Here is a 17819-nt window from a genome sequence, read left to right as displayed (position 1 = left end):
CGCCGGGCGTGGCCCGGCGTTACCACGGCGCCTGGGCCCTTTCCTGGGCGGGCAGGCAGTGCTCCACGATCAGCTGGATGGCGCTGCCGCCGCGATAGTCGTCGCAGGCCAGACGGTAGGCCAGGTGCACGTGTCGGCCGGGCGCATTGCCGTGCCAGCCACCAAAGTGGATCGCGTTGATGGTGCCTGGCACACCTGGCAGGCGCAGCTCCAGCTTGAGGTGGCGTTCCTTCAGAACGCGCCAGTTAGCCACTTCGAAGTGACCGTCGAACAGCGGTTCCGGGAAGCCCTGCCCCCAGGGACCGGCCAGACGCAGGGCGTCGGCATGGCGATGATCCAGCTCGTCAGCTGCCAGTTCGCCGTCGCTGAGAACCTGCTGCTGCAGTGCCGCCGGGTCGAGCATTTCCAGCACCACGGCGACGAAGGCGGCCTTGAAGTCATCGACGTGATCGAGGCGCAGGCTGAGGCCGGCCGCCATGGCGTGGCCGCCGAAGCGTTCGATCAGCCCCGGATGGCGCGCATCAACCAGCGCCAGTGCGTCACGGATGTGAAGACCAGGAATCGAGCGCGCCGAACCGCGCAGGGCGTCGGCGCCGGGTTCGGCCGGGGCGAAGGCGATCACCGGGCGATGCAGGCGATCCTTCATCTTCGACGCAACCAGGCCAACCACGCCCGGATGCCAGTCGGCATCGAACAGGCAGGCCGCGACCGGCCGTTGCCCGGACATGTCCAGCACCACGCGGGTCAACGCCTGCTCGGCGTCGTCGGTCATCGACTGCTGCACGGCGCGGCGTTCCGAATTGATCTGCTCCAGCGTCTGTGCGATCTCGCGCGCCTGGCGCGGGTCTTCGGTCAGCAGCAGCGCGATGCCCAGCGCCATGTCCTCCAACCGGCCCGCAGCATTCAGGCGCGGGCCCAGGGCGAAGCCGATGTCGGTGGCGGTCAGTCGCGCAGCGTCACGGCCACTGGCTTCGATCAGGGCCCGCAGGCCGACACAGCCCTGCCCCGCACGCAGCCGCCGCAGACCCGCGCTGACCAGCGCACGGTTGTTCGGGTCCAGCGCCACCAGATCGGCCACGGTGCCGATTGCCACCAGGTCCAGCAGCGTGGTCAGGTCCGGGCCCTTGCCATCGGCGAAGACACCGGCCTCGCGCATCTGCCGGCGCAACGCCATCAGCACGTAGAAGATCACGCCGACGCCTGCCAGCGACTTGCTGGGGAAGGCGTCGCCGTCGAGATTGGGATCGACGATGACGTCGGCCGGCGGCAACTGCGGACCGGGAAGATGATGGTCGGTGACCAGCACCTGCCAGCCACGCGCCTTGGCCGCGATGACACCGGCATGGCAGGCAATGCCGTGGTCGACCGTGACCAGCAGGTCCGGCTGCAGCGCGGCCAGCTCTTCCACCAGTGACGGTGACAGACCGTAGCCGTGCACCATGCGGTTCGGCACCGCGTGGAAGACATGCTGCGCGCCGAGCATGCGCAGACCGCGCACGCCGACCGCACAGGCGGTCGCGCCATCGCAGTCGAAATCGCCCACCACCAGGATGCGCTTGTCGTTGGCGATGGCCTCCACCAGCAGGCCCACTGCATCGCCGATGCCAGTCAGCAACTCGGGGGCGTGCAGATTGCCAAGCTTCGGCTGCGCCAGCTCCGGTGTGCCTGCACCCCGGCTGGCATAGAGACGCGCCAGCAGCGGCAGCGTGCCTTCCGGCCAGCTGCCGGGCGCGACCGCATCGCGGCGGCGGATCATGGGTGTATCAGAGGCGGGCTGCACAGCTTCGGCGGCAAGGGACATCGGCATCGCCGGGTGACGGAAGACCCGTCGATGATACCGCCACGGCGACCGCCCGGTAGAGCCGACTGTTAGTCGACTGCACTTCGCTCGGATGCAGGAAACCCCGCGCGTTGCGCGTTAGTCGACTAACAGTCGACTCTACCTGCCGGATCGTCCCGCATGCTCAGTCGTGAAGCTGACGGGGCTTTTTCCAGAACTGCCAACGCTGGCCGCGGTCCAGCTGGAACTGCAGGCCGTCCTCGAAATCGAGCACCAGCCGCTGCAGCTCGCCACGCTTGAGCGCCGCCAGCAGCGGCCGGATCGCATCATTGCCGAGCTGCTGCAAAGAGCGCAGCTGGCGCAGATCGACCAGCGCATCCACCGCCTGCTCGCCATCCACGGCGACGCCAGCCGCCAGGGCCAGGCCCTGCAGCAGGGCATCGCGGCTGCGCACCTGCGCGTGTGGGGTGCTGACCGACACCGGCATCACGCCACCGCCCCAGAACCACAGCGAATTGATCGGCTGCTGTCCCTGCGCGGCACGTTGCTGGTTCCAGGAATGGTTGTGCAGCAGTACCTGCGCCTCTGTCATCAGCGCCCGCCAGCGGCGGCCGCCCTCGCCTTCCGGCAGGTGCGAGAACAGGTCATCGCCCAGCACCTCGTCCGGGCTGTCGAAATCCGGCAGGGCCAAGTCGATAGGAAGCCGCAGGTACCAACGCGAGGGGTCAGGTGCGTCGAGCACGAATCCGGCATCGGCGAACAACGGCTGCAGCACCGGCAGCAACGCCAGGCTGTCGGCCAGGGTCGGCCGCAGCGTTTCGCCGTAGGCCATCATCCGCGCCCCGTGCATGTCCGGCACCATGCAGGCTGGATCGGCACGCAGCCAGCTGGCGCCGGCGGCATCACCGACGTCACGCTGGCGGGTCAACGCGGCCACCGGCCAGTGCGGCGCGGCCACCGTGAAATGGCGCGTCAGTTGTGCGCGCTCGCCCGGTGCGACCTGCACCGTGGTGGCACGGCCGAGCGCACGCGCCACATCGTCCGGCAACGCAGCCGCGGCAAAGCGGCTGCGTGCAGGCAACAGCAGGGTCGCCGTCGCCACGTGGTCAGTCCACGTAGCTGACGCTGACGATCTCGTACTCGCGCTGGCCGGCCGGAGCATCGATCACGATCGAGTCACCTTCCAGCTTGCCGATCATGGCGCGCGCCACCGGCGAGGAAATCGCGATCAGGCCCAGCTTGATGTCCGCTTCCAGGTCACCGACGATCTGGTACTTCTTCTCTTCGTCGGTTTCCACGTCGGCCAGGGTCACGCTGGCGCCGAACACCACCTTGGAGCCGGCATTGAGCTTGCTCACGTCGATGATCTCGGCGTGCGACAGCTCGCCTTCCAGCTGCTTGATGCGGCCTTCGATGAAGCCTTGTTCCTCGCGCGCGGCGTGGTACTCGGCGTTCTCCTTCAGGTCGCCATGCTCACGCGCTTCGGCGATGGCGGCGATCACCTTCGGGCGCTTGACCGACTTCAGGTGATCCAGTTCGTCGCGCAGCTTCTGCGCGCCCTTCATCGTGATAGGGGCTCTCATGCATTCAACTCCTTGTGCAGCTCCTGCAGCGACCAGACGGGGCCGGTGCCACGGAATTCCAGTGAATCCACCAGCGCCTTGGCGCCGGCAATGGTGGTCGAATAGGTGACGCGGTGCTGCAGCGCCTCGCGACGGATCGAGAACGAGTCGTTGATCGCCGAACGGCCTTCGGTCGTGTTGACGATGTAGACGATCTCGCCGTTCTTGATCGAGTCGACGATGTGCGGGCGGCCTTCGACCACCTTGTTGATGATCTCGCAGTCCATGCCGTGCTGCTGCAGCCACGCGGCGGTGCCACGGGTGGCGACCAGGCTGTAGCCACGTGCGAGCAGGGCCTTGGCCACCGGCAGCACGCGCTTCTTGTCCGGGTCGCGCACCGAGACGAAGGCCTTGCCCACCGGCGGCGCCTTGATGCCGCCCGCTTCCTGCGCACGCGCGAAGGCGGCATTGAAGGTGCGGCCCACGCCCATCACCTCACCGGTGGAACGCATTTCCGGCCCAAGGATCGGGTCGACGCCCTGGAACTTGGCGAACGGGAAGATCGCTTCCTTCACCGAGTAGTAGTCCGGCACGATTTCCTTGGTCGCGCCCTGCTCGGCCAGCGTCTTGCCAGCCATGCAGCGGGCGGCGATCTTGGCCAGCGGCATGCCGGTGGCCTTGGACACGAACGGCACGGTGCGCGAGGCACGCGGGTTCACTTCCAGCAGGTAGATGGTGTCGGCACCTTCATCGCTGGTCTGGATCGCGAACTGGGTGTTCATCAGGCCGACCACGTTCAGGGCCTTGGCCAGCTCCACCACCTGGCGGCGCAGCTCGGCCTGGGTTTCAGCCGACAGCGAGTACGGCGGCAGCGAGCACGAGGAATCGCCCGAGTGCACGCCGGCTTCTTCGATGTGCTCCATCACGCCGCCGATCAGGACGTTGCCATCCTTGTCGGCGATGATGTCCACGTCGCACTCCACCGCGTTGTCGAGGAAGCGGTCCAGCAGCACCGGCGAATCATTGGACACCTTCACCGCGTCGCGCACGTAGCGGGCCAGGTCGGCTTCGCCGTAGACGATTTCCATCGCACGGCCACCCAGCACGTAGCTCGGGCGTACCACCAGCGGGTAGCCGATCTCGCGGGCCAGCAGCAGGGCTTCCTGGTCGTTGCGGGCGATGCGGTTCGGCGGCTGCTTCAGGCCCAGCTTGTCCACCAGCTGCTGGAAGCGCTCGCGGTCTTCGGCCAGGTCGATCGAATCCGGGCTGGTGCCGATCACCGGCACGCCGTTGGCTTCCAGCGCGCGCGCCAGCTTCAGCGGGGTCTGGCCGCCGTACTGCACGATCACGCCCTTCGGCTGTTCCAGTTCGACGATTTCCAGCACGTCTTCCAGGGTCAGCGGTTCGAAGTACAGGCGGTCGGAGGTGTCATAGTCGGTCGACACGGTTTCCGGGTTGCAGTTGACCATGATGGTTTCATAGCCATCCTCGCGCAGGGCCAGTGCCGCGTGCACGCAGCAGTAGTCGAACTCGATGCCCTGGCCGATGCGGTTCGGGCCACCGCCCAGGATCATGATCTTGTCGCGGTTGGTCGGCGCGGCCTCGCACTCGTCCTCGTAGGTCGAGTACAGGTAGGCGGTACCGGTGGAGAACTCACCGGCACAGGAGTCCACGCGCTTGTAGACCGGACGCACCTTGTGCGCACGGCGCAGCGCGCGGATGGCCGCTTCGTTGGTGCCGGTCAGCTGCGCCAGGCGGGCGTCGGAGAAACCGGCGCGCTTCAGCTTGCGCAGGCGCGCCGCATCCAGTGCGTCGATGCCATCGGCGGCAACGGCGGTTTCTTCGGCGATGATTTCCTCGATCTGGTCCAGGAACCAGTGGTCGATGAACGACAGCGCGTAGATCTCTTCCACGCTCATGCCGGCGCGGAACGCATCGGCGACGAAGAACAGGCGCTCCGGACCCGGTGCCTTCAATTCGCGGCGCAGGGTCTGCAGGTCGTCTTCGTTGCCCAGGTCCAGGCCGGTCGGGTCGAAGCCGACCTTGCCGGTTTCCAGGCCGCGCAGGGCCTTCTGCACCGACTCCTGGAAGGTACGGCCCATGGCCATCACCTCGCCCACCGACTTCATCTGGGTGGTCAGGCGAGCATCGGCGGCCGGGAACTTCTCGAAGGCGAAACGCGGGATCTTGGTGACGACGTAGTCGATGGACGGTTCGAACGACGCCGGGGTCAGGCCACCGGTGATCTCGTTCTTCAGCTCGTCCAGGGTGTAGCCCACGGCCAGCTTGGCGGCGACCTTGGCAATCGGGAAGCCGGTGGCCTTGGAGGCCAGCGCCGACGAACGCGACACGCGCGGGTTCATCTCGATGACGACCACGCGGCCGGTCTTCGGGTTGATGCCGAACTGCACGTTCGAGCCACCGGTGTCCACGCCGATCTTGCGCAGCACGGCGATGGAGGCATCGCGCAGGCGCTGGTATTCCTTGTCGGTCAGGGTCTGCGCCGGGGCCACGGTGATCGAGTCACCGGTATGCACGCCCATCGGGTCCAGGTTCTCGATCGAGCAGACGATGATGCAGTTGTCCGCGGTATCGCGGACAACTTCCATCTCGAACTCCTTCCAGCCCAGCACCGACTCTTCCACCAGCACTTCGGTGGTCGGCGACAGTTCCAGGCCGCGGCTGACGATCTCGACCAGCTCTTCGCGGTTGTAGGCGATGCCGCCACCGCTGCCGCCCAGGGTGAAGCTCGGGCGGATGATGGTCGGATAGCCGACGCGGGTCTGGATCTCCAGCGCTTCGTCCAGGGTGTGGGCGACGGCGGCGGTCGGGCATTCCAGGCCGATCTCACCCATCGCCACGCGGAACAGCTCGCGGTCTTCGGCCATGCGGATCGCTTCGCGCTTGGCGCCGATCAGCTCGACGTTGTACTTCTCCAGCACGCCGTGGTCGGCCAGGTCCAGCGCGCAGTTCAGCGCGGTCTGGCCACCCATGGTCGGCAGCAGCGCGTCGGGCTTTTCCTTGGCGATGATCTTCTCGACCGTCTGCCAGTTGATCGGCTCGATGTAGACGGCGTCGGCCATCTCCGGGTCGGTCATGATCGTGGCCGGGTTCGAATTGACCAGCACCACGCGGTAACCCTCGTCACGCAGGGCCTTGCAGGCCTGGGCGCCGGAGTAGTCGAACTCGCAGGCCTGGCCGATGACGATCGGGCCAGCACCGATGATGAGGATGGTCTTGAGGTCAGTGCGCTTGGGCATTTTCTTCTCTAAGTCAGTACAGCGTGACAAGGGGGAGTGATCGCACGCTGTCGATCAGGAATCTTGATCCGCAGCGCCGCGCCGGGGGCAGCAGCGATGCGGGGTTTACGGTCCATTGCGACGCCACCGGCAGGCCGGCGGCGTACTGATCACGCCTTGGCCTGCTCCATCAGCGCCACGAAACGGTCGAACAGCGGGCCGACATCGGTCGGGCCCGGCGACGCTTCCGGGTGGCCCTGGAACGAGAACGCGGGCACGTCGGTGCGGGCAACGCCCTGGTTGGTGCCGTCGAACAGCGAACGGTGGGTCACGCGCAGGGTGGCCGGCAGGGTCGCTTCATCGATGGCGAAGCCGTGGTTCTGCGAGGTGATCATCACCCGGCCGTTGTCCAGGTCCTGCACTGGGTGGTTGGCACCGTGGTGGCCGTGGCCCATCTTCATGGTCTTCGCACCCGAGGCCAGGCCCAGCAGCTGGTGGCCCAGGCAGATGCCGAAGGTCGGGATCTTCACGTCGATGAAGGTCTTGATCGCTTCGATGGCGTAGTCGCACGGTTCCGGGTCACCCGGGCCGTTGGAGAGGAACACGCCGTCCGGCTTCAGTGCCAGCACTTCGGCGGCCGGGGTCTGGGCCGGCACCACAGTCACTTCGCAGCCGCGCTCGGCCAGCATGCGCAGGATGTTGGTCTTCACACCGAAATCGTAGGCCACGACCTTGTACTTGGCCGGCACGCTGACGAAGGCATTGGCATCCAGGTCCAGCTGGCCCTCGGTCCAGGTGTAGGTCTTCTCGGTAGTGACGACCTTGGCCAGATCCATGCCCTTCAGCCCCGGGAACTTGCGGGCGGCTTCCAGTGCCTTTTCCACGTCGATGTCGCCGGCCATCAGCGCGCCGTTCTGCGCGCCCTTCTCGCGCAGGATGCGGGTCAGCTTGCGGGTGTCGATGCCGGCGATGGCGACCACGCCACGCTGGATCAGCCAGTCCTGCAGCGAAACCTGGCTGCGCCAGTTGCTGGGGCGGCGCGGCACATCGCGCACGATCAGGCCGGCCGACCACACCTTGGACGCTTCATTGTCCTGGTCGGTCATGCCGGTGTTGCCGATATGCGGATAGGTCAGCGTGACCATCTGCCGGGCGTAGGACGGATCGGTCAACACTTCCTGATAGCCGGTCATGGCGGTGTTGAACACCACCTCACCGACGGACAGGCCGGGCGCGCCTACGGATTCGCCCTCGAATACGGTGCCGTCTTCGAGGACGAGGATTGCGGCTTGGGTCACGGGAATCTCACTTTGGCTACCGAGGGGGCTGCCGAAGTCACGCCTGCGCTTCACGGAAATCCGGTTGCAAAAAAGCGCGGACGTACGGTCTGGGACCGGTCCGGCTTTCGTGATTCGGCGAGTGCGAATTGTAGCGCTGCCGGTGCGCTCGCGCCAGCGGTTATCGCGCTTCATGAACAGGCGATTGCGTATTCATTTCAATCCGGTCGGGGTCAGAGCCCTTTCCGCTGGAAAGGGATCCGACCCCGGGTATCAGCCCCGCGGACCGTCCAGCAGATCCCGTACCCGGTAGCTGCCCGGGGCCCGGCCCTGCAGCTGGCGGGCGGCAAACAGCGCGCCGCGGGCGAAGATGTCACGGTTGGTGGCCCGGTGCACCAGTTCGATGCGCTCGCCCAGCCCGGTGAACTGGACCAGATGCTCACCGACGATGTCACCGGCACGCAGGCTGGCATAGTGCGGCTCCGCCCCGCCCCGCTGCGCGGCAGCCCCCAGGGTCAGCGCGGTGCCCGAAGGCGCATCCTTCTTCTGGGTATGGTGCGATTCGACAATGTCGCAGTCCCAGCCGGCCAACGCCTGCGCCGCGCGCTCGACCAGTTCGTCCAGCACCGCCACGCCCAGGCTGAAATTCGAGGCCCAGACCAGCGGGATCTTCGCCGCCGCCGCCTCCAGCGATTGGCGCTGCGCGCTGGAGATCCCGGTCGTGCCCGAGACCAGGCCCGCGCCTCGCTCCACGCACAGCGCCAGCATCGGGTCGAAACCTTCCGGCAGGCTGAAGTCGATCGCCACGTCGAATGGCGGCGCACCGGGCAGCTCACTGGCAGCGAAGAACGGTACGCCATCGACCACGCGCTGGGCCGGCGCACGACCCGTCACGGCAGCCACGATCTGCAGGGTTTCGGGATGTTCGGCGGCCAGCCGCAGCAGGGCCTGACCCATGCGCCCGGAGGCACCGTGAATGAGCAATCGCAGGGGAGTCTGGTTCATGCCTGCAGGCTAGCGGCAGCACGGCCGCTCCGGCAAGCGCCATCGCTGCTACGCTGCATGCCCTTTCGTGCAATGGATGGCAGCCCCTCATGCAGATCAGTGAACAACTGGTGCTGGTCACCGGTGCCGGGCGCGGGCTTGGCCAGCACATCGCTCGCGCCTTCGCCGGGCAAGGCGCGCGCGTCATCGTCAACTACCATCGCAGCGAGAGCGCCGCGCGCGCACTGGCCAGCGAGCTGGGCGGACAGGCGATCGCGCTGCCGGCCGACATCACCGACCGCAGGCAGGTCGATGCGATGCTGCAACAGGCACTGGCCCACTTCGGCCAGGGTGTCACCACGGTGGTCAACAATGCACTCGCTGCGTTCTCATTCAATGGTGACGCCCGCGACGGCGCCGCCGATATCGGCTGGCCGGCGTTCCAGGCGCAGTTCGAGGGCAGCGTGCGCGGCGCGCTGAACACCGTGCAGGCCACCCTGCCCGGGATGCAGGCCCGCCGCTTCGGCCGCGTCATCAACATCGGCACCAACCTGTTCCAGAACCCGGTGGTGCCCTACCACGACTACACCGCCGCCAAGGCCGCACTGCTGTCGCTGACCCGCACCCTGGCCGGCGACCTGGGCCCGCATGGCATCACGGTAAACATGCTGTCCGGCGGCCTGCTGCGCACCACCGATGCCAGTTCCGCCACGCCCGAAGCGGTGTTCGACTACATCGCCGCCAACACCCCGCTGCGCAGCGTCACCACCCCGGCCGAGTTCGCCGATGCCGCGCTGTTCTTCGCCAGCCCGTGGTCACGCGCGGTGACCGGCCAGAACCTGGTGGTCGACGGCGGACTGGTGCGGGACTGAGCCGATGCGTATTTCCGAGGTCAGCCGGCTGACCGGCGCCAGCGCCAAGGCCATCCGCCTGTATGAGGCACGCGGGCTGCTGACTCCGGTGCCGCGCCTGAACCGCTATCGCGACTACAGCGAACAGGACGTCGCGTGGGTCCAGCTGATCCGCCAGGCATTGGCGCTGGGCATCACGCTCGCTGCAATTTCGCGCCTGCAGGGCCATGACGGGCAACTCGACTGGCCAGCGGTGCTCGGCTTGCTGGAACAGCAGCACCGCCGCATTGCCAGCGAGCGCGCGCGACTGGAGCAGGTTGACCGCGCCCTGCAACAGGTCCGCGACGAACTGCAGCAATGGCTGCAGGCCGGCCGCGGTGACTGCGTACTGGACCCCAACGGCTGCAGCACCCCGGCTTGACTCTGCCCCTGGGGCAGACCGCAACCTCGCGTGCTTTCCATTGCCCGAGGTTGCCGTGTCCCGTTCCATCCTGATCCTGCTCGGCCACCCCGACCGCGACAGCCTGTGCGGCGCGATCGCCCAGCGCTATGCCACGGCCGCCGAGAACGCCGGCCACCGGGTGCGCCTGATCGCATTGGGCGACCTTGAATTCGACCCGGTGCTGCGCCACGGTTACCGCCAGATCCAGCCGCTGGAAGCCGATCTACTGGACGCCACCGATGCGATCGAAGCCTGCAACCATCTGGTGCTGGTCTATCCCACCTGGTGGGGCGGGATGCCGGCCCTGCTGAAGGGCTTCTTCGATCGTGTGCTGCTGCCGGGGTACGCCTTCCGCTACCGGCGCGATTCGGTGTGGTGGGATCGGCTGCTGGCCGGGCGCAGTGCACGAGTGATCACCACGCTGGATACGCCGCCCTGGTATTACCGCTGGATCTATCGCGATCCGGGCATCACCCAGATCCGCGCCACCATCCTGGAGTTCTGCGGCATCCGCCCGGTGCGGGTCAGCCGGCTTGGCGCGGTACGCAGCAGCACCCCGGCACGACGTACCCGCTGGCTCGCGCGGGCGGCGGAGCTGGGTTCACGGGCCGGCTAGATCCGTGCCATGCGCGGATGGATCTCATGGGTGTGCGAACCAAGGTTCGCACCCACAGGACGAAGGTTGGCATCCACCGGGGCAGGAAAAGCAGCGTCAGTGCTGCTTCGGCGGAGTCGGCCCGCAGCTGTCGCAACCGCCACAGGCACCAGCACCGCCGCTGGCCGGCGGCGCGATCTTCCGCCCCAGCGCCTGCAGCCACGCGGCACGGCCCGGCTTCAACAGCGCCAAGGCCAGCACCCCGCGCAGCGTGCGCACGGTGCCCGGGAACTGCTTCTTCAGCACCACCCAGGCACTGACCAGCACGGCCACCGCGATGATCAGGTACTGGATCAGCAGGCCGCTATCCATCAGCCGCCCCCCAGCGCCTTGGTCACCTGGTAGGTGATCAGCGCGGCCACATAGGCCGCCGCGAACAGGTAGAACGCGGCGAAACCCATCTGCTTCCACGAGTTGGTCTCGCGCTTGATGGTGGCCAGCGTCGAGATGCACATCGGTGCGTAGATGTACCAGACCAGCAGCGACAGCGCGGTGGCCAGCGACCAGCCATCGCTGATCAGCGGGGTCAGTGCCTGGCTGGCGGCATCGTCGTCGGCGGCCGACAGCGCATACACGGTGGCCAGCGACGACACCGCCACCTCACGCGCGGCAAGGCCCGGAATCAGCGCGATGCAGATCTGCCAGTTGAAGCCCAGCGGCGCGAAGAACACAGCCATCGCATGGCCGATCTGGCCAGCGTAGCTGTAATCGATCGCGGGCAGGGTGGCGCCGACCGGGGCGGCCGGGAACGACAGCAGCACCCACAGCAGGATGGTCAGTGCCAGGATGATGCCACCGACGCGCTTGAGGAAGATCATGCCGCGCTCGTACAGGCCGACCGCCAGGTCACGCACATGCGGCAGGCGGTACGACGGCAGCTCCAGCATCAGCGGGTGCTCGCTCTTGTCGCGACGCCACTTCTTCATGATCCACGACATCGCCAGCGCACTGAGAATGCCCGCCGCGTACAGACCGAACAGCACCAGGCCCTGCTGGTTGAACACGCCCCACACCGTCTTCTGCGGAATGAACGCGCCGATCAGCAGCGCGTACACCGGCAGGCGCGCCGAGCAGGTCATCAGCGGCGCGACCAGGATCGTGGCCAGGCGGTCACGCGGATCCTGGATGCTGCGGGTGGACATGATGCCCGGCACCGCGCAGGCGAAGCTGGACAGCAGCGGGATGAACGAGCGGCCGGACAGGCCGGCGGCGGCCATCATCCGGTCCAGCAGGAACGCCGCGCGCGGCAGGTAGCCGGATTCCTCCAGCACCAGGATGAAGAAGAACAGGATCAGGATCTGCGGCAGGAACACAACCACGCCGCCGACCCCGGCGATGATGCCGTCGGTCAGCAGGCTGGCCAGCGGCCCTTCCGGCAGCACGCCGCCGACGAACTGACCGAGCCAGGCAAAGCCGGCCTCGATGCCATCCATCAGCGGCGTGGCCCAGGCGTACACCGCCTGGAAGATCAGGAACATCACCACCGCCAGGCTGATCAGCCCGAACACCGGGTGCAGCAGCCAGCGGTCCAGCGCGTCATCGATCTTTGCGGTGCGTGCCGGCATGCGCACGGCCACCGACAGGATCTGGCGCACCTTGGCGTGGTAGTCGATGCCGCCTTCCGGGCCCGGCACTGGTGCATCCAGGTGCGGCACCATCGCATCGAGGCGCTCGACCAGGGCCTTGGCGCCCTGCTTGCGCACCGCCACGGTCTCCACCACCGGCACGCCCAGCTCGCGCTCCAGCGCGGCCACGTCCACCTGGATGCCGCGGCGCTGGGCCGCGTCAACCATGTTCAGCGCCACCACCATCGGCTTGCCCAGCTCGCGCAGTTCCAGCGCGAAACGCAGGTGCAGGCGCAGGTTGGTGGCATCGATCACGCACAGCAGCACATCCGGCGCCGCTTCGCCCGGGTAGAAACCCCGGCACAGGTCGCGCGTGATCGCCTCGTCCAGGCTGGCCGGCTGCAGGCTGTAGGCGCCCGGCAGATCGAGCACGGCGAATTCGCGGCCGGACGGCGCACGCAGGCGGCCTTCCTTGCGCTCGACGGTGACACCGGTGTAGTTGGCGACCTTCTGCCGGCTGCCGGTCAGCTGGTTGAACAGTGCGGTCTTGCCGCTGTTCGGGTTACCGACCAGCGCGACGCGCAAGGGGGCGGTGGAGGCAGTCGGGGTCATGCACGTCGCTCCTGGCTGGCGGCGTCGACAACAACGCGCTTGGCTTCAGTGATCCGCAGTGCGAACCGGGTGAACCCGACCTGCACCAGCAGCGGCTCCCCACCGACCGGGCCCTTGGCCACCAGGCGCACTTCCTCGCCCTTCACGAAACCCAGCTCGCGCAGGCGACGGGCGATGGCATCGTTGGCATGCAGGTCCTGCACGGACTCGACCACGGCCGAGGTGTGCAGCGGCAGTTCGGACAGCGTCATCTAGCGTGTTCTCTGCTGGATGTAAATGGTTCTCGATTCTAACATTCCCGCGTCGCGTCATGGCCCATGACCAATGGCCCGCTATGATCCATACAGGTATGGAGTGACCCTGGAATCCCATGAACGATGCTTTGCAGATCGAGCGCCGTGGCGCCGTCCTCACCCTCTGGCTGAACCGGCCGGAGCTGCACAACGCCTTTGACGCCGGCCTGATCGCCCGCCTCACCGCCGCGCTTGAGGCCGCCGGCCGCGAAGATTCGGTGCGCGCGGTGGTACTGGCCGGCCATGGCGCCTCCTTCTCGGCCGGTGCCGACATGCAATGGATGCGCGGCATGGCTGCAGCCAGCGAGGCCGACAACCGCGAGGACTCGCTGGCCCTGGCACGGTTGATGCGCACCCTGGACGAGCTGCCCAAGCCGACCCTGGCCCGGGTCCACGGCGCGGCCTTCGGTGGCGGCGTCGGCCTGGTCGCCTGCTGCGACATCGCCATTGCCAGTACCTCGGCCCGCTTCGGCCTGACCGAAAGCCGCCTCGGCCTGCTGCCGGCGGTCATCTCGCCCTACGTGATCGAGGCCATCGGCCCGCGCCAGGCCCGCCGCTGGTTCGCCACCGGCGAGCACTTCGACGCCGATACCGCGCTGCGCATCGGCCTGGTCCACCAGCTGGTCGAGCCCGAACGCCTGGACGAAGCGCTGGAACGCCAGCTCGCCCTGCTCGACAAGGCCGGCCCGATCGCCTCGTCCACCGCCAAGCAGCTGGTGCGGCAGGTCCGCGACAGCCATGACCGCGACGCGCTGGATCGGGACAATGCTGCCCTGATCGCGCGCCTGCGGGTGTCCGCCGAGGGGCAGGAAGGCCTGGGCGCCTTCCTCGACAAGCGCGCACCGCACTGGGTCACGGAAGCCTGAACATGCTCGATCATCTTGGTTTGACCAGCGCCGACCTGGCGCGCAGCAAGACCTTCTTCCTGCAGGCGCTGGCGCCGCTGCAGATCGGCGTGGTGATGGAAGTGACTGCCGAACAGACCGGCGACCACGACCACATCGGCTTCGGCAGCAACGCCAAGCCGTTCTTCTGGCTCGGCAATGGCGGCACCGCCAGCCACGGGGTGCATGTGGCCTTCGCCTGCACCAGCCGTGCGCAGGTGGATGCCTTCCATGCCGCCGCGCTCGCCGCCGGCGGCCGCGACAACGGCGCCCCGGGCCTGCGACCGTGGTACCACCCGGACTACTACGCCGCCTTCGTGCTCGACCCGGACGGCAACAACATCGAGGCGGTCTGCCACCGCCCTGCCAATGGGGCAACCGCATGAGCGACTACGTCCGCATCGTCGAGGTCGGCCCGCGTGACGGCCTCCAGAACGAGAAGCAGTCGGTGTCCACCTCCGACAAGATCGAACTGATCAACCGCCTGTCCGGCACCGGCCTGAGCAGCATCGAGGCGACCAGTTTCGTCAGCCCGAAGTGGATCCCGCAGCTGGCCGATGCCGCCGAGGTCTATGCCGGCATCCAGCGCCGACCCGGCATCCACTACCCGGTGCTGGTGCCGAACGAACAGGGCTACGACCGTGCCCGTGCGGTGGGCGTGGAAGAAGTGGCGGTGTTCACCGCGGCCTCCGAAGCGTTCAATCGCACCAACACCAATGCCGGCATCGATGAATCGCTGGCGCGGTTCGAACCGATCCTGCGCCGTGCCGCCGCCGATGGCGTGCGCGTGCGCGGCTACGTGTCCACCGTGCTCGGCTGCCCCTACCAGGGCGATGTGCCGCTGGCCGACGTGGTGCGCGTGGCGCGCGCCCTGCACCACATGGGCTGTTACGAAATCTCGCTGGGCGACACCATCGGCGTCGGCACCCCGCGCAAGGCGCGGGCGATGCTGCAGGCAGTGGCGGCCGAGATTCCGATGTCGGCACTGGCCGTGCACTTCCACGACACCTACGGCCAGGCCATCGCCAACATCGCCACCTGCCTGGAAGAAGGCGTGCGCGTGGTCGACAGCGCGGTGTCGGGCGCCGGTGGCTGCCCGTATGCGAAGGGCGCCAGCGGCAACGTCGCCAGCGAAGACGTGGTCTACCTGCTGCAGGGCCTGGGCCTGGACAGCGGCGTGGACCTGCCGGCCCTGGCCGAGACCGGGCGCTGGCTGGCCGGCCTGCTCGGCCGCGCGACTGCCAGCCGCACCGGCCAGGCGCTGGCCGCCGCCGGTTGATGGCGGCGCTGCGCCGCCCTTGCCGGGCGGCGCAGTGCACAATGGCGACGGTCCCGGCTTCCGTTAGAATCGGCGGTTCTCGAACCTGCAGGACCGTTCAATGCAGCTGTCTTCCGTACGTGCCGTGATCACTGGCGGCGTCTCCGGCCTCGGCCTGGCTGTGGCCCGGCACCTCGTCGCCCAGGGCGGCAAGGTGGCCCTGTTCGACCTCAACGACGACAAGGGCGCTGCCGCCGTCGCCGGACTGGGCGACGACAAGGCCCGCTACTTCAACGTCAACGTCAGCGATGAGGCGGCGGTAATCGCGGCCATCGACCAGGCCCACGATTTCCTCGGCGGCCTCAACGTGGCGATGAACTGCGCCGGCATCCTCGGCGCCGGTCGCGTGCTGGGCAAAGAAGGCCCGATGCCGCTGGCCGGTTTCCAGGGCACGGTGATGGTCAACCTGATCGGCAGCTTCAACGTCGCCAAGGCCGCAGCCAATTGCATGCAGCACAACGAAGCCGGCACCGACGGCGAGCGCGGCGTGATCATCAACACCGCAAGCATCGCCGCCTATGAAGGCCAGATCGGCCAAGCCGCGTATGCCGCCAGCAAGGGCGGCGTGGTCTCGATGACGCTGCCGATGGCGCGCGAACTGTCGCGCTTCGGCATCCGCGTCAATACGATTGCGCCCGGCGTGTTCTGGACGCCCATGGTCGACGGCATGCCCGAGTCCGTACAGCAGTCGCTGGCCGCCTCGATCCCGTTCCCGTCGCGCCTGGGCAAGCCGGAAGACTTCGCCAGCCTGGTCGGCTTCATCCTCGGCAACACCTACCTCAACGGCGAGACCATCCGCCTGGACGGCGCTACCCGCCTCGCTCCGAAGTGATTCCCCCCGGGCGCCGGGACGGCGCCCTCCCCCAACGACCTAGATCATCATGAAAGCCAACGACATCAAGAAGGGCAACGTCGTCGAGTACAACAACGGCGTGTACCAGATCCGCGACATCGAGCGCAGCTCGCCGCAGGGTCGCGGCGGCAACGTCCGCTTCCGCTTCATCATGTACAGCGTGCCGGGCGGCAACAAGCTCGACGCCAGCTTCGATGCCGACGACAACCTGGTCGAGGTCGAACTGCTGCGCCGCCAGTCCACCTATTCGTACAAGGACGGCGACGCGTTCGTGTTCCTCGATGACGAGGACTACACCCCCTACACCCTGGACGCGGACGTGATCGGCGACGACGCGGGCTACATCACCGACGGCCTGACCGGCATCTACGTGCAGGTCATCGACGAGCAGCCGGTGGCGATCCAGCTGCCGGCCTCGGTGGTGCTGGAAGTGATCGAGACCCCGCCGGAACTGAAGGGTGGCACCGCCACCAAGCGCCCGAAGCCGGCCAAGCTCAACACCGGCATCGAGATCATGGTGCCGGAGTACATTGTCAACGGCGAACGCGTGCTGGTGAACACCGCCACCGGCGAATTCGCTGGCCGCGCCGACTAAGCGCCTTGCGCTGATCGCCTGCCTGTCCCTGCCTGCGGCGTGTTCGCCGCCGGCAGCGGACGGATCATCGGTGGCAGCGGATGTGTAGAGCCGAGCCCACGCTCGGCTGCTGTGGGTTGGACAGGTACTGCAGCCGAGCGTGGGCTCGGCTCTACAGGTAACTTACGGCTGCTTCGCGCCGAAGTTGCCACAGCCATGGTACTGGCGTGTGCCCACGGTCAGCATCGCCTTGGCCTCGAAGGCTTCACCGCTCATGTCATCCTGGCAGGTAGTGCGCTGGAAGCTGAGCTTGACGTCGGTGCCATCGGACGCCTTGCCACTCCAGCCATCGGCACCTTCGGTGGGCTTGGCCACGTCGAAGCGGCGCTCGCCATAGTCGACTTCCACCTGCAGGCCCGGCGCGTCTCCATCGACGACCGCCAGCCAGCCCGGCTCGTTACCGGAGGCACGGAACGCAGCAGTGCCCGCACTCCCATCACCTTCAGTGGCATCCACCGCGTGGCACTCGCGGTCCGCCTCGCCCTTCAGGCTGAGCAGGCCATCATCGCTGCCCTTGGTCCAGAAGCTGTTGCCCTTGCCATCAGCGTATTTCGCACCCGAAGCGACACGTTCGGAGGTCATCGCGAACGTGTGATCGCCGATCACCACCGTAGCCGCGTCCTCGCCGTTGAAGGTCGCGCGCACGCTCAGGTCACCGCACTGGAACGCGGTTGCGCTGCCAGTGCTGGCTTCCGGTTGCGGTGTGGGCGGCGAGGTGTCATTGCCACCCGCAACAGGCGGCTGGGCGGGTTGGCACGCGGCCAGGACAAACCCGAGCGAGGCTGTCAACAGACTGGGAACTGCACGCATGGCTCGACTCCTTGTCGACACTACTAAGGTCATCGACCCTACCACCTGCCGGTGAGCGGG

18 protein-coding genes are annotated in these 17819 nt (G+C 67.5%); 8 read left to right on the top strand and 10 right to left on the bottom strand.

All coding sequences use genetic code 11. The features are described from left to right. Positions 1–19: 19 nt before the first annotated feature. The 6 genes from recJ to QP512_RS09420 all read right to left on the bottom strand — a co-directional run bounded on the left by recJ (position 20) and on the right by QP512_RS09420 (position 8815). Entirely contained in the window at positions 20–1801 is a 1782-nt protein-coding gene (gene recJ / locus QP512_RS09445) for a single-stranded-DNA-specific exonuclease RecJ (RefSeq protein WP_286071856.1), read from the bottom strand. 163 nt (positions 1802–1964) lie between these two features. Beyond that, entirely contained in the window at positions 1965–2882 is a 918-nt protein-coding gene (locus QP512_RS09440) for a hypothetical protein (RefSeq protein WP_021204549.1), read from the bottom strand. 4 nt (positions 2883–2886) lie between these two features. Next, positions 2887–3351: a transcription elongation factor GreA gene (gene greA, locus QP512_RS09435; RefSeq protein WP_026347191.1), complete on the bottom strand. Its 465-nt coding sequence runs from the start codon at positions 3349–3351 to the stop codon at positions 2887–2889. 8 nt (positions 3352–3359) lie between these two features. Then, a complete protein-coding gene (gene carB, locus QP512_RS09430; RefSeq protein WP_286071855.1) occupies positions 3360–6602 on the bottom strand; it encodes a carbamoyl-phosphate synthase large subunit in 3243 nt (1080 codons plus the stop codon). 149 nt (positions 6603–6751) lie between these two features. Next, positions 6752–7879 carry a glutamine-hydrolyzing carbamoyl-phosphate synthase small subunit gene (gene carA / locus QP512_RS09425; RefSeq protein ID WP_286071854.1) on the bottom strand — a complete coding sequence of 376 codons (1128 nt, stop codon included), beginning with the start codon at positions 7877–7879 and terminating at the stop codon, positions 6752–6754. A 252-nt stretch (positions 7880–8131) separates the two neighbouring features. Then, a complete protein-coding gene (locus tag QP512_RS09420; RefSeq protein WP_286071853.1) occupies positions 8132–8815 on the bottom strand; it encodes a dihydrodipicolinate reductase C-terminal domain-containing protein in 684 nt (227 codons plus the stop codon). 137 nt (positions 8816–8952) lie between these two features. Here QP512_RS09420 and QP512_RS09415 point away from each other — a divergent pair, with 137 nt between their 5' ends. The 3 genes from QP512_RS09415 to QP512_RS09405 are packed head-to-tail and all read left to right on the top strand — an operon-like array spanning position 8953 to position 10751. Continuing rightward, the gene (locus QP512_RS09415) at positions 8953–9714 is read left to right on the top strand and encodes a 3-oxoacyl-ACP reductase (protein WP_286071852.1); all 762 of its coding nucleotides are present in this window, start codon (positions 8953–8955) and stop codon (positions 9712–9714) included. Between the two features lie 4 nt (positions 9715–9718). Next, positions 9719–10114 (top strand): MerR family transcriptional regulator, encoded by a 396-nt coding sequence (locus QP512_RS09410; RefSeq protein ID WP_286071851.1) that lies wholly within the window; start codon positions 9719–9721, stop codon positions 10112–10114. A 55-nt stretch (positions 10115–10169) separates the two neighbouring features. Then, on the top strand, positions 10170–10751 hold the full coding sequence (locus QP512_RS09405; protein WP_286071850.1) for an NAD(P)H-dependent oxidoreductase: 582 nt from the start codon (positions 10170–10172) through the stop codon (positions 10749–10751). A gap of 96 nt (positions 10752–10847) precedes the next feature. Here the strand turns inward: QP512_RS09405 and QP512_RS09400 are convergent, their stop codons facing one another. From QP512_RS09400 to QP512_RS09390, 3 genes are read right to left on the bottom strand one after another with little or no spacing between them, the layout of a single operon-like run. After that, complete coding sequence (locus QP512_RS09400; RefSeq protein ID WP_286071849.1) at positions 10848–11102, bottom strand: DUF6587 family protein; 255 nt, start codon at positions 11100–11102, stop codon at positions 10848–10850. After that, entirely contained in the window at positions 11102–12967 is a 1866-nt protein-coding gene (locus tag QP512_RS09395; RefSeq protein ID WP_286071848.1) for a ferrous iron transporter B, read from the bottom strand. Before QP512_RS09395 ends, QP512_RS09400 begins: the two co-directional genes overlap by 1 nt. Continuing rightward, positions 12964–13218 (bottom strand): FeoA family protein, encoded by a 255-nt coding sequence (locus QP512_RS09390; protein WP_286071847.1) that lies wholly within the window; start codon positions 13216–13218, stop codon positions 12964–12966. Before QP512_RS09390 ends, QP512_RS09395 begins: the two co-directional genes overlap by 4 nt. 119 nt (positions 13219–13337) lie before the next feature. On the opposite strand from QP512_RS09390, the gene QP512_RS09385 reads away from it, so the two are divergent. From QP512_RS09385 to yeiP, 5 genes are all read left to right on the top strand, one after another. Continuing rightward, positions 13338–14126 carry an enoyl-CoA hydratase/isomerase family protein gene (locus QP512_RS09385; RefSeq protein WP_286071846.1) on the top strand — a complete coding sequence of 263 codons (789 nt, stop codon included), beginning with the start codon at positions 13338–13340 and terminating at the stop codon, positions 14124–14126. Positions 14127–14128: 2 nt separating this feature from the next. Then, positions 14129–14530: a VOC family protein gene (locus QP512_RS09380; RefSeq protein WP_286071845.1), complete on the top strand. Its 402-nt coding sequence runs from the start codon at positions 14129–14131 to the stop codon at positions 14528–14530. Continuing rightward, on the top strand, positions 14527–15423 hold the full coding sequence (locus QP512_RS09375) for a hydroxymethylglutaryl-CoA lyase (RefSeq protein WP_286071844.1): 897 nt from the start codon (positions 14527–14529) through the stop codon (positions 15421–15423). The genes QP512_RS09380 and QP512_RS09375 overlap by 4 nt, the downstream gene beginning before the upstream one ends. 100 nt (positions 15424–15523) lie before the next feature. Then, positions 15524–16294 (top strand): SDR family NAD(P)-dependent oxidoreductase, encoded by a 771-nt coding sequence (locus tag QP512_RS09370; RefSeq protein WP_286071843.1) that lies wholly within the window; start codon positions 15524–15526, stop codon positions 16292–16294. Positions 16295–16343: 49 nt separating this feature from the next. Then, positions 16344–16910: an elongation factor P-like protein YeiP gene (yeiP, locus tag QP512_RS09365; RefSeq protein ID WP_005409468.1), complete on the top strand. Its 567-nt coding sequence runs from the start codon at positions 16344–16346 to the stop codon at positions 16908–16910. 162 nt (positions 16911–17072) lie between these two features. On the opposite strand, the gene QP512_RS09360 is transcribed toward yeiP, so the two are convergent. Beyond that, on the bottom strand, positions 17073–17759 hold the full coding sequence (locus QP512_RS09360; RefSeq protein WP_286071842.1) for an MliC family protein: 687 nt from the start codon (positions 17757–17759) through the stop codon (positions 17073–17075). Positions 17760–17819 lie beyond the last annotated feature (60 nt).

The sequence above is a fragment of the Stenotrophomonas sp. 57 genome (assembly GCF_030291075.1).
Classification (GTDB): Bacteria; Pseudomonadota; Gammaproteobacteria; order Xanthomonadales; family Xanthomonadaceae; genus Stenotrophomonas.
Note: the sequence above shows the minus strand (reverse complement) of the source record. Positions and strands in the feature narration are given on the sequence as shown.